We start from the raw sequence: 12,571 nt of genomic DNA, 5'->3' as shown, positions 1-12,571 counted from the left end.
TCTTCCCAACAGGCCAAAATTGGCACCATCATCAGCTACAAGATATTCACGAAAAGCTGAAATATTCCAGATTGTGCTAACACTAAACTTCAGAAAAAATACCATATAAAATGACAAGATGAACGTAAAAGGTATTATATCAGGCCAGAGGCCTTTTCGCTTTACCTCCATCTTACGCATTACTTTTGGTAAGATTGTTTCACCACCAATAATAGCAGCGAGAAAAAAAGCTAAGTTGGCATAGAGAATAAAATAAACTTTAGGTAAATATTTCTCTTCAGAAAAAAAGAATGCTAAAACTGAAGAAAATAACCATAACAGAGCATGTACAACAGCTGGATGAATCCACTCAAGCTTGAGATAAAAACATAGCATAAGACCACATGCATAAACTATAATCATCGCGATTATAACATCCATTTCAGCCACCTGCTTTCATACGAATTCCAACTTTCTCAACATAAAATAAGATTAAAAAATCAACAAAAGATCTTATTAAAAATGCTGCTGCAGCCCCAAAGATCGAATAGGTAGTAGTCAAATAATATAAAATCAGTAGATAAGGGAAAAACTCAACAATATGAACAATCCCCGTCCATTTTGCATGTCCTGCGGACTGTATCTTTGCAAAGCAGATCTGGGCCACTGAATTAAATACAAAACCAACCAATAAAATCCGAAATATTTGTGCTGCATCTCCCATATATTCTTTACCTAACCATAAGCCTAAAATCTCGCTGGAAAAGATAAAAAAAGGAGTAGCAAGAATTATCGAAAAAAAGAACACCGACCACAACGTGCGACTATAGACTGAATGGGAGTCTTTTGATTTCGAATAACTCAATTTTGGAAATAATGCTCTAGCGACAGCACCTGGGAACAATGCTAATCTTGCGACCATATCTGATGGCCCAGAATAATGAGCTACAATACTTGCACCTGAAAAATGAGAAACGGCAAATCGGTCAACAAACCCCATGAGTGGACCAATTATATTACTTAGGGTAACCCATCCACCGAAACTCATCAGTTCTGAAAAAATATCCTTCCTAAAAATCCGTCGAAATTCTTTAAGGTGGCTTGCACACACTTTCCAACTTATCAGTGCCACAATCCATCTTCCTGCCACTAATCCACATACAGCAGAGGTTAGTGTCGGAGAATAAAGTACTGCAAAAAGAGGGAGTAAGATAATAAATGGACTTGTTGTGACTTGCTGGATATTAAGACTTGAGAATTTCTCGACGCCCTCAAGATAAGCTCTCCAAACTTGAGTAAGCAACAAAGCCGGCACACATAATACTAACAAACGTAGCGCTAGCGTCAATTCATTGAAAAGATCGGGGGATACATTCAAAAAGTGTGCTAACGAAGGAGCAAAAATATATGCAAGCAGAACGATAATAATACTAAGCCCGGTCACAGCATAAAGTGATGTTCCAAGAATAGCATTAACTCTTTTTTCATCGTTTCTATGTGTAGAAACAAATCGTATTACAGCTCTTGATAGACCGCCATCAAAAACACTCGCATAGCCCATAAGGGCATATGCGATAGTAAAAAGACCGAAGCGTTCCACTCCGAGTAATCGAGCTAAAATCCCCATAACGGGGATAGCCATTAATAATGGGAGCGCAAGTCCAAATATATTCCAACTGCTGTTCTTAATTAAACTCATATAATTTTACTTTTAATCAAAAAACTCATCAGTGGAGCATCTTTATCCTTTTTAGATAAAATCACATCGTCTTCTTTAGGCCAATTTATACCAATATCTTCATCATTCCAGAGAATGGAGCCCTCGGCTTCTGGATGATAATAATCCGTTGTTTTATATAAAAATTCAGTATTATCCTCCAACGTTAGAAAACCATGAGCGAATCCCTCAGGGATCCACAATTGACGTTTATTTTCAGCAGATAAAATAACACCAACCCATTTCCCAAAAGTCGGAGAATTCTTACGAATGTCGACTGCGACATCAAAGACAGCTCCAGCCACACAGCGGACTAATTTTCCTTGTGCATAGGGTTCTTTCTGGTAATGCAAACCACGAAGCACACCTTTAGATGATTTTGAGTGGTTATCTTGAACAAAATCTATTTTTTGCCCTACCGCATCTTCAAATTTTTTTTGATTGAAACTTTCCATGAAAAAACCACGCTCATCCCCAAATACTGTTGGTTCAAAGATTAATACTTCTGGGATTTCTGTTTTAATAAAATTCATCAGTTAATAACCTTTGATCATTTTCAGTAAATATTGTCCATATTGGTTTTTTGACAACGGAGCAGCGAGTTTTTTAACCTGCTCATCATCAATAAAACCTTTGCGGTATGCAATTTCTTCAGGACAAGCCACTTTCAGCCCCTGGCGCTCTTCAATGGTTGCAATGAAGTTACTCGCTTCAATCAGGCTCTGGTGAGTCCCTGTATCAAGCCAAGCAAAGCCACGGCCCATCATAGCCACGGAAAGCTTTCCTTGCTCCATGTAAATACGGTTAATATCCGTGATTTCCAGTTCACCACGTGCTGACGGTTTTAAATTCTTCGCCATCTCAACGACACTGTTATCGTAGAAATAGAGTCCCGTCACCGCATAATTACTCTTCGGTTCCAGCGGTTTTTCTTCGAGGCTAATGGCGGTACCATTTTTATCAAACTCGACAACACCGTAACGCTCAGGATCGTTCACGTGATAGGCAAAGACCGTTGCACCATTTTCTTTATTAACCGCGGCATCCATCAATTTAGGAAGGTCGTGACCATAGAAAATGTTATCCCCCAACACCAGGGCGCAATCATCGTTACCAATGAATTCTTCGCCAATAATGAAAGCCTGCGCCAGACCATCCGGGCTTGGCTGGATTTTATATTGCAGATTCAGCCCCCACTGGCTTCCATCACCCAGAAGTTGTTCAAAACGCGGTGTATCCTGCGGAGTACTAATAATTAAAATATCTCGAATACCAGCCAGCATCAGCGTTGAAAGCGGATAGTAAATCATCGGCTTATCATAAATAGGCAATAATTGTTTACTAACAGCCATTGTCACTGGATACAGACGAGTACCAGAGCCACCCGCCAGAATAATACCTTTACGCGTTTTCATTTCATCATCTCTATAGTCATAAGATGCCCACTCCCAGGCATCCCGATCATTATTAAATCGCTGTCGCTGTAAACCACTCAGTCAGCATACGCTTAACCCCCACGTCCCACTGAGGCAGTGCGAGGTTGAAATTCTGCTGGAACTTTAACGTATTGAGGCGCGAGTTTGCCGGACGTTTTGCAGGCGTAGGGTACGCACTGGTCGGCACGCCATGAAGTTGCTTTAATGCCAGTTCAATTCCTGCTTTGCGCGCTTCATCAAATACCAGAGAGGCATAGTCGTACCAGGTTGTTGTACCACTTGCAACCAGATGATAAGTCCCTGCCACTTCAGGTTTATTCAGGGCAACCCGAATAGCATGAGCCGTACAGTCTGCTAATAATTCAGCACCCGTAGGGGCCCCGAATTGGTCGTTAATAACAGACAGCTCAGAACGCTCTTTTGCCAGTCGCAGCATGGTACGCGCAAAATTATTCCCTTTACCGGCATAAACCCAGCTAGTCCGGAAGATCAAATGGCGTGAACAATTTTCACTTAACGCTTTTTCACCAGCAAGTTTGGTCTCGCCATACACATTAAGCGGCGCTGTGGCGTCCGTTTCAAGCCACGGCGTATCGCCATTACCCGGGAATACGTAATCAGTAGAGTAGTGAACAACCCAGGCCCCCAATTTTTGGGCCTCTTTGGCAATCGCCTCGACACTCGTGGCATTCAGCAGCTGAGCAAATTCGTGTTCTGACTCGGCCTTATCGACGGCGGTATGTGCAGCCGCGTTGACGATGACATCAGGCTTAATGCGGCGCACCGTTTCTGCAATGCCTTCAGGGTTGCTGAAATCACCGCAATACTCCTGCGAATGGACGTCAACCGCAATCAAATTGCCCAGCGGTGCCAGAGCACGCTGTAGCTCCCAACCCACCTGACCGGTTTTACCGAACAGAAGAATATTCATCAGGCACGATCTCCATAGTTTTCTTCAATCCAGGACTTGTAGCTGCCGCTTTTCACGTTCTCTACCCATTTTGTGTTCGCCAGGTACCATTCTACGGTTTTACGAATGCCACTTTCGAAAGTTTCCTGAGGCTTCCAGCCCAACTCCTGACCAATTTTCTCTGCATCAATCGCGTAGCGGCGATCGTGCCCCGGGCGGTCAGCCACATACGTTATCTGGTCACGATAGGAACCTTCCTTCGGCACGATTTCATCCAGCAATGAGCAGATGGTATTTACCACATCAAGGTTCTGCTTCTCATTGTGGCCGCCGATGTTATAGGTTTCGCCAATCTTGCCCTGGGTTACCACGGTGTATAACGCACGGGCGTGATCCTCTACGTACAGCCAGTCGCGGATTTGGTCTCCTTTACCGTAAACAGGCAGGGCTTTACCCTCCAACGCATTGAGAATGACCAGCGGGATAAGTTTTTCCGGGAAGTGATATGGACCGTAATTGTTAGAACAGTTAGTCACAATGGTAGGGAAACCATAGGTACGCAGCCAGGCACGGACCAAATGATCGCTGGACGCTTTAGAAGCAGAATAGGGACTGCTTGGGGCATAGGCCGTTTTTTCAGTAAACAGCGGCAGTTCAGCTCCCTTGGCCATTTCATCTGGATGCGGAAGATCGCCATAGACTTCATCTGTTGAGATATGGTGGAAACGGAAAGACGCTTTTTTATCAGCATCTAACGCTGACCAGTATTGGCGGCTTGCTTCCAGCAGTACATAGGTACCAACAATGTTAGTCTCAATAAAGGCTGCCGGACCGGTGATCGAGCGATCAACGTGGCTTTCGGCGGCCAGGTGCATCACCGCATCCGGCTGGTGCTCTGCAAAAATACGCGCCATGGCATTGCTGTCGCAGATATCGGCATGTTCAAAATGATAGCGTTCGCTGTGCGAGACTTCGGCCAGCGATTCAAGATTCCCTGCATAAGTCAGTTTATCGACGTTAATAACAGAATCTTGCGTATCATTAATAATGTGTCGTACCACCGCAGACCCAATAAAGCCTGCTCCACCAGTGACCAGAATTTTCACGTTTATTTCGCTCTTAATGTTATCAGAAACAATTAATTAGTTGCTGTCGCCCAGGTAACTATTGATAAGCTTCCAGGGCGGAGAAACTGACAATCTGCTATTTTAACTTACCTTTACATTCCAAAGTAAATCGCAGATACCGTCGGTTGGATTAAATGCTGCAGGTGCCTGTAAAAGTATCTCTCGCACGCGTTCGTAGTCGAACTGACAGCAGGCGTTGTCGAGGTCACCGAGAATAATGCTCATCTCACTCCACGGCAACATCACCTCGTTAGCAGTCCTGATACGCGGGTGCTGCGTAACGGATACATTGTCGCCGATAAGCAACTCTTCATACAGTTTCTCACCAGGCCGCAGACCCGTTGTTTTTATCGCGATATCACCATAAGGGTTTTTATCATCGCGAACGGTAAGCCCTTGCAACGTAATCATGCGGTGCGCAAGGTCGATGATCTTGACGGGTTCCCCCATATCCAGAACAAAAACATCGCCGCCCGTGCCCATGGCTCCCGCCTGGATAACCAATTGAGCCGCTTCAGGAATAGTCATAAAGTAACGCGTGATATCTTCGTGAGTCAGCATCACCGGTCCACCTGCAGCAATCTGTTTTTCAAATAACGGCACAACTGAGCCTGATGAGCCTAACACGTTGCCGAAACGAACCATACTGAAGCAGGTTTTACTGGATTCCTTCGCCAGCGCTTGCAGCACCAGCTCCGCCATGCGCTTGGTCGCCCCCATGGTGTTGGTGGGACGAACGGCTTTATCAGTCGAAATCAGAACAAAGTTTTCAACACCGCAACTTGCCGCGGCCTGAGCGCAACTCAACGTACCAAAGATATTATTGCGCACGCCATCAAGTACGTTGAACTCGACAAGCGGTACATGCTTGTACGCCGCAGCATGATAAATTGTGTCGACGTTGAATGCTCTGATTAACCTTTCGAGATGCTTTTTATCCTGAACGTTTCCGAGGATTGGATAGATTTTAACTTTAAAATCCTGACCCAGATTCAGGTTACGCAGTTCGGAATCAATGGAATAGAGGGAGAATTCGGACAGTTCGAACAGAATAAGCTGGTTTGGCTTATTTTTAATTATCTGTCGGCATAGTTCAGACCCTATAGACCCCCCTGCCCCGGTAACCATCACTGTTTTCCCGTTGATATTACGGGATATCAGTTCCGGAATGGGTGAGACAGGATCGCGGCCCAGCAGGTCTGTAATAACGACTTTCCGCAAGGAATCAATACTTGCCTTCCCCTCCACCAGATCGACCATTCCCGGGATCGAGAGCACTTCGCACGGCAGACCTTCCAGGGTTTTAATGACTTCGTTTTTTCTGGCCCGGCTTGCGCTTGGCATGGCCAGCAGAATTTTCTTCGCTTCGTATTTCTCAACCAGCCAGGGCAGTTTTTCTGGTGCGAAGACGCTTACTCCGTGAATCACCTGACCTTGCAGGGCGCGATTATCGTCGACAAAAGCAACGGGGTAATATTCGTCCATCTGGCTCAGCGCAGGCAGTAATTGACGACCCGAAGCACCTGCACCATAAATAACTACCCGAGTGCCCAGATTCAACCCACGATTCACCAACATCCTCATTCCAAGCCGTGATCCGGCAATAAGCAGCAGACCGAATGAGAAATAGATAAAAGGAATCGTTCTCGGCAAATAGAGGTTGGTATAGAACGCTGCGATAATAAGCAAAATGGACGATATGACCATCCCCATCGTTACTACTAATAATATCTTGGCAGTAATGTAACGGATTACGGCCCGATACAGCCCTAATTTAACAAATATTGCCAGAGTAACTAAAATTATTGAGAAAATAAAAAGCCAATGCTCCGTACTATATATCGGAGTCATTGAATCAATACGCACCCAAAATGCAAACCAAAAAGCGCATAAGAGCAGTATAACATCTATGAAGAGAGTAATAATTCGCTTAATTGGTCTGGGTAAAGATATTAAATAATTTAGCATACTAAAAACTGGTCGCCTCACTAAAGCTTGCATTCAGTTTATAAAATAGTACCAGCAGGACACACTGAGTAATCGTCTACTTTAGTATTATAACCGCCCACTGTCCCCGCCTGGAGAAACGCTGCTTTCCCAATCACAGCGCTGCCCGCAAGATGGACACCAACACCTAAATGAGCGAAATCACCAAGAATGGCATCGTGATCTATTGTCGAGTGGCTATTCACAATCGTCGCCAAACCTAATTTTGCGTTGGCACCCACTACAGCTCCCGCTAACACAACAGTTCCCTCAGCAAGGGTCGCCGATGGACTGACAAATGCAAAGGGATGTATAAGCGTTACAGGATGAATACCTAAGCCGAGCAGTTGCTGATAGAGCTGCTCTCTGACTTTATTGTTTCCGATGCCAATAGCGACATGACTGACCTTACCAATATGTAACTGTAGTTCGGAAATTTTTCCAATAATCAGCTGATTAATTTCCTGGCAGGCAGAGGTATTATCGTCGAGGAAAACGATATCCTTATATCCCAGCAGTCTCGCTGTCTCGTACAGCGTACGGCCATGACCACCCGCGCCCAAAATCAATAAGTCATGCATTGACGTTGCTCTCTTTGTCTTTAACTCCTGCACCACATTTCAGTGCAACAACGAGAAGCGGGAACCAGGCGATAAGCAGCCCCACAACACCATCAATTTTGCCTGAGGCAATAAAAAAGGCGAAGGGGAAAAGCCACAGCAGATTGACGGCAATTGCCAATGATGTCACCGGAACGTGGCTGCCATATTTTCTTGCGAGGATTTGGTAGCCATGGCTGGCATGTGCTTCATAGACCTTTTTACCTGCTACGAGCCTCCTCAATAGCGTTGTCGTGGCATCGACGATAAATATGCCCAGCAAACATAATTCTGCAATAAAGAAGTGCGAGTCAACTTTCGCAATATGCAGGATCATCAGTCCGATTGTTATCCCAAGAAAACCACTTCCGGCATCGCCCATGAAGATTTTCGCGACCGGGAAGTTCCAGACAAAAAAGCCGGCTCCGGCACCAATAAGGGCTAGCGTGAGAGAATAAAGAGTGTCTGGCGCGTCTGTATACGGGTTGATAGCCATCAATACCGCACTACATGCAGCAAAGGTGATGGCCTCCGAGCTAGCTAAGCCATTAATCCCATCCATAAAATTATATAAGTTAAGCATCCAGACCAGATAAACGCAGCCCAGAATCATACCAACCCAGGATAAGGAAACGTCATAACCAAACAGCGTAATGACAGGGAAAGAACCTAAGAAATAGATGCCGATTGCTGCCGCAAGGAAATGCATCAACAGACGCCAGCGTGCCGCGATATGGCCGTGATCGTCAAGGAAACCGATGATGGCAACAATCAATCCTGGAATAAATAAACCCAGGAAGCTGTCCAGCGTCAGCGCGCGGCTGAAATAAAACCAGACTAACGCCGCCAGGAGCGTCAGAACGATAGCCACTCCGCCCCCTCGTGGGGTTGGTACCGAATGCGAACTTCGCTGGTTTGGACGGTCAATAACGTTATGCTTAATGGCATAACCTCGTAGCCCCCAGGTCAGCGCGCATGATACTAAAAAAGCGAATATCACAATCCCAAAACTCATCATTATTTATTACCTTCGATATAATATTTCGCCGTTTTTTTCATCGTTTCAAAAAGGGTTATAGGGGGCGTCCAGTTTAAATGTTTCCGGGATTTAGAGGCATCGACTTCCAGATCGCCAAACAGCTGATCGTAAATACCTCGTTTACCAACTGAAGAAAGCAATAACCTGAAGATACCCGTTGGAAATGAGACCAGTTTCGCTTTAATGCCCATTCCTGAGGCAAAGGCATTAATCATATCTTCGGTTGAAGGACGTTCTGCATCGGCGAGTAAATAGAGTTGATTTTTGGATTTCTCATTTACCACGCATTCGCTGATGAAACTGACGACATTATCCAGAGACACCAGCGCTCGCTTGTTCCTGACATTTTTAAATGGCAACGGTAGGTTTTTAGAAACCAGTTTTAAAAGGCGCTGTATATTACCCGGTGCATTTTCACCACAAATCAATGCCGGGCGAACAATGGTGATCGCCATATCGCTTTCTGCAAATTGATTAAGCAGACTCTGCTCGGCTTCTCGCTTAGAAATGGCGTAATCAGAAGCGGGTTGTGGCTCCGAGGCCTCAGTAAATGGGATCCCTGAGGTGGCATTACCGTTAACGCCGATTGAGCTTACAAAGATAAAATGTTTAACTCCGCTGGTCGCAGCATCGCTCGCTAATTTCATCGTTGCGTCGTGATTGACACGGCGAAATTCCGCTAAAGCGTCCTGAGCATCATCATTAAGGATATGCGCCCTTCCTGCGGTATGAATGACAGTGTCGCATCCTTGCAGGAGATTTAACCAGTTGGTATTGGCTGAGATATCACCCAGGTTGTAAATGCCCTGTTCAGGGTTCTCCTGCTTGCGCGTTGTTAATATCACCTCGTGTCCTGATGACTTCAACGCCTGGACTAAAGCAGTTCCAAGAAACCCGGTCCCGCCCGTCACCATTACTTTCATTGACATCCCCTATCGGCTCAATCTGATATTTACGCCCGCACGTAGTGCAGATTTGCGTGAGACTGTCTCGTTCACAACTGTTCGTTTAAAATTCAATTGTAAATGCCAGGCACGCTACCGCCCCTGGCTTAACAGCTACCAGTGCACTGAGCGATGTTTGATTAATGATTTTGCTTGTCTGGTTACAGACAAAAACTGGCGTTAATTGTCGTCCTAAACGACCAGAGAAACAAGCACAAATCGCTACAAAGCTGCTGAGATTTGAATCAGATAACCCTATGTAATCATTAAAATTAATAACAAAAAACGGCAGTTATCATTTTGGTTATGTCTCAACACCAAAAATGATAACTGCCGTTTGTTTTGGACGCGGAAGGAATATCAGTCGTTAGCCAACAGCTTCTCAATCCGGCTTCTGAACTTCGCCCCTTCCTTCAGGTTGCGCAGCCCATAGTTCACAAACGCCTGCATGTATCCCAGCTTCTTACCGCAGTCGTAGCTGTCACCTGTCATCAGCATCGCGTCAACGGACTGTTTTTTCGCCAGTGCTGCAATTGCATCGGTCAACTGGATACGATCCCAGGCGCCTGGCTCAGTTTTTTCCAGCTCCGCCCAGATATCGGCATTCAGAACATAACGGCCAACCGCCATCAGATCCGAATCCAGCGTCTGCGGCTGATCGGGTTTTTCGATGAACTCAACGATGCGGCTCACCTGCCCTTCTGTCTCCAGCGCTTCTTTTGTCTGGATAACGGAGTACTCGGAGAGATCGCCCTTCATGCGTTTCGCCAGCACCTGGCTACGGCCGGTTTCATTGAAACGTGCCACCATTGCCGCCAGGTTGTAACGCAGCGGATCGGCTGAAGCGGTATCGATGATGATGTCCGGAAGAACAACGATGAATGGGTTATCACCCACTACCGGGCGGGCACACAAAATCGAGTGACCCAGACCCAGCGGCTGTGCCTGACGCACGTTCATAATGGTTACGCCTGGCGGACAGATAGACTGCACTTCTGCCAGCAGCTGGCGTTTGACGCGCTGCTCAAGCAGCGCTTCAAGTTCGTAAGAGGTGTCGAAGTGGTTCTCAACCGCATTCTTGGACGAATGGGTAACCAGGACGATTTCTTTGATCCCTGCAGCAACAATCTCGTCGACGATATATTGAATCATCGGTTTGTCGACGATCGGCAGCATCTCTTTAGGGATGGCTTTAGTGGCTGGCAGCATATGCATGCCCAGGCCTGCTACCGGAATGACTGCTTTCAAATTAATCATTATTTCTTCCACCTTAAAATGGTTGACGAATTATAGCTCTTAAACCTGTTTTCGCCAGCATGATTTGCCGTAATCCTCTGGCAATGTTACGCCTTAGCCCCACAAATTTCTGTAGTTGCAATCTGAATAGATCACACTTCTGTGCCAGGAATAGTCTCAAAAAAGAAAATTGTCGATTATCTGTGCGGAAGCGCAAAATTCAGCCTTTCCACATTCACTACCTGCTGATCCACCCGGTCAATATCCACCGAACTCTGCCCTTTCTCATTCACCGCTTTGATGTTCGCCAGCGACAGCAAGGTTCCGTCTTTGGCCATAAATTTACCCCGCACATCTTTACGCAGGTCGAAGTTGATCTTCAGCGCGGGGCCAATAGCTGCCTCCTGCATCACGTTGATATTACGTAAGAAAAGATGCTGCGGCTTATTGTGCAGCTCAAGCGTCGCCCGCTTCATCTCCACGTTGGTGATCGCTACAAAGGAGGTCGCATTACCGGATGAAATTTGAATTCCGCGCAGCTTATACGCAAGCTGGCGATTATCCAGGTGAATATTGTTGAGCTTGAAGTTCTGGGGTATGGACAAATAATCACCTTTAATTACCCCATAGCCGATTAACATTCCGGCACTATTGACCATGTCGACATTATCAATAATGAAATTATCACAGCCATAAATGGCGACCGTTGCGTTGTCTATACCCGCCTTTTTACTGAAATCGGGGGTAATATTTTTGGCCTTTATATTGCGGATAACAAAGTGTTTCCCGTTCTCAACGTGCACCAGCTGGCGACAGTTGCTGCCGGTGATATTTGCCACCACGAAGTTCTTCACGGTTTGCTTTTCCGGGTAGTCGTTATCGTAGGTGCTGCCGGCGAGGCCGATGCCGATGCCCCAGTTGATCTTACCGTTGGTGCAGTTGATGTTATCGATCACATGATCGGAGATGAGGATATTGCGGTCATTGATGGCAACGTTCCACTCGATCGCATCGCCCTGCAGATGGCTGAATTTGCTGTTGGTGATCCGGGCGCCATCAACCTGATTGTGAAAGCCCTGGCGCAGGATGGCGTAGTTAGCCTGGCTCACACTGATGTTATCAATCAGCAGATTGCGCATCACGCGAGGTTTCTTGCCGCCAATGTAAATCTGCGTCACCGGCCCAAATCCGCTCATTGCCAGCCCTTTGATCGCGCAGTCCGAGCCGCGAATGTCGAGCGTGATGTTCTCCATGCGCCCGCCACCTTCACCGATCACTTTGCAGCCTTCCTGCAGCACAAAACGCCCACGTCCGTTGCCGGTCAACGCTCCGCGGATCAGCAGCGTTTTACCGTCGGGAATGAAAATGCCCGTATTGATGTTTTCGCAGGTAAGTCCGGCCGGGACAACGACGGTGTCACCGTCCTTAAACGCCTGCTTAAAAGCAGCGATCCAGTCGTTGTTATTGTACTGATTAATGGAGACCGTCTTTCCGCTTGCCGCCCGCGCCATGCGGGACGACAGCAGCGGCGAGGCCGCCAGGACAGACAGAGAAGAGACAAAGGTGCGTCGGGTAATCTTTTTCAGCATACAACCTCG

General features: G+C 46.3%; 11 protein-coding genes and 1 pseudogene. All 12 read right to left on the bottom strand.

The annotated features are described in order from the left end of the window. Positions 1-420, bottom strand: a pseudogene (locus tag IM291_RS08720) (oligosaccharide repeat unit polymerase); the annotation flags it as partial. A gap of 1 nt (position 421) precedes the next feature. Continuing rightward, a complete protein-coding gene (locus tag IM291_RS08715; RefSeq protein ID WP_048999125.1) occupies positions 422-1,678 on the bottom strand; it encodes a flippase in 1,257 nt (418 codons plus the stop codon). Beyond that, positions 1,675-2,229, bottom strand: coding sequence for a dTDP-4-dehydrorhamnose 3,5-epimerase (gene rfbC / locus IM291_RS08710; RefSeq protein WP_048999124.1), 555 nt, complete (start codon positions 2,227-2,229; stop codon positions 1,675-1,677). The genes IM291_RS08715 and rfbC overlap by 4 nt, the downstream gene beginning before the upstream one ends. Before the next feature lie 3 nt (positions 2,230-2,232). Further along, the gene (gene rfbA / locus IM291_RS08705) at positions 2,233-3,111 is read right to left on the bottom strand and encodes a glucose-1-phosphate thymidylyltransferase RfbA (protein ID WP_047174557.1); all 879 of its coding nucleotides are present in this window, start codon (positions 3,109-3,111) and stop codon (positions 2,233-2,235) included. Between the two features lie 52 nt (positions 3,112-3,163). Beyond that, positions 3,164-4,063 (bottom strand): dTDP-4-dehydrorhamnose reductase, encoded by a 900-nt coding sequence (gene rfbD / locus IM291_RS08700; RefSeq protein WP_192986634.1) that lies wholly within the window; start codon positions 4,061-4,063, stop codon positions 3,164-3,166. Then, positions 4,063-5,148, bottom strand: coding sequence for a dTDP-glucose 4,6-dehydratase (gene rfbB, locus IM291_RS08695; RefSeq protein ID WP_045355505.1), 1,086 nt, complete (start codon positions 5,146-5,148; stop codon positions 4,063-4,065). Before rfbB ends, rfbD begins: the two co-directional genes overlap by 1 nt. Before the next feature lie 102 nt (positions 5,149-5,250). Then, a complete protein-coding gene (locus IM291_RS08690; protein ID WP_192986632.1) occupies positions 5,251-7,137 on the bottom strand; it encodes a nucleoside-diphosphate sugar epimerase/dehydratase in 1,887 nt (628 codons plus the stop codon). A 38-nt stretch (positions 7,138-7,175) separates the two neighbouring features. Continuing rightward, positions 7,176-7,736 (bottom strand): hypothetical protein, encoded by a 561-nt coding sequence (locus IM291_RS08685; protein ID WP_022648623.1) that lies wholly within the window; start codon positions 7,734-7,736, stop codon positions 7,176-7,178. Further along, complete coding sequence (locus IM291_RS08680; protein ID WP_192986630.1) at positions 7,729-8,772, bottom strand: glycosyltransferase family 4 protein; 1,044 nt, start codon at positions 8,770-8,772, stop codon at positions 7,729-7,731. Before IM291_RS08680 ends, IM291_RS08685 begins: the two co-directional genes overlap by 8 nt. Further along, the gene (locus IM291_RS08675) at positions 8,772-9,716 is read right to left on the bottom strand and encodes an NAD-dependent epimerase/dehydratase family protein (protein ID WP_192986629.1); all 945 of its coding nucleotides are present in this window, start codon (positions 9,714-9,716) and stop codon (positions 8,772-8,774) included. The genes IM291_RS08680 and IM291_RS08675 overlap by 1 nt, the downstream gene beginning before the upstream one ends. Positions 9,717-10,097: 381 nt before the next feature. Further along, complete coding sequence (gene galF, locus IM291_RS08670; protein WP_041909139.1) at positions 10,098-10,994, bottom strand: GalU regulator GalF; 897 nt, start codon at positions 10,992-10,994, stop codon at positions 10,098-10,100. Between the two features lie 176 nt (positions 10,995-11,170). Further along, positions 11,171-12,562 carry a colanic acid biosynthesis protein WcaM gene (gene wcaM, locus IM291_RS08665; RefSeq protein ID WP_192986627.1) on the bottom strand — a complete coding sequence of 464 codons (1,392 nt, stop codon included), beginning with the start codon at positions 12,560-12,562 and terminating at the stop codon, positions 11,171-11,173. Between the last annotated feature and the right edge of the window lie 9 nt (positions 12,563-12,571).

It is taken from the genome of Enterobacter cloacae complex sp. P27C (assembly GCF_014895705.1).
Taxonomy (GTDB): Bacteria; Pseudomonadota; Gammaproteobacteria; order Enterobacterales; family Enterobacteriaceae; genus Enterobacter; species Enterobacter bugandensis.
This window is presented reverse-complemented; position numbering and strand designations above follow the sequence as displayed.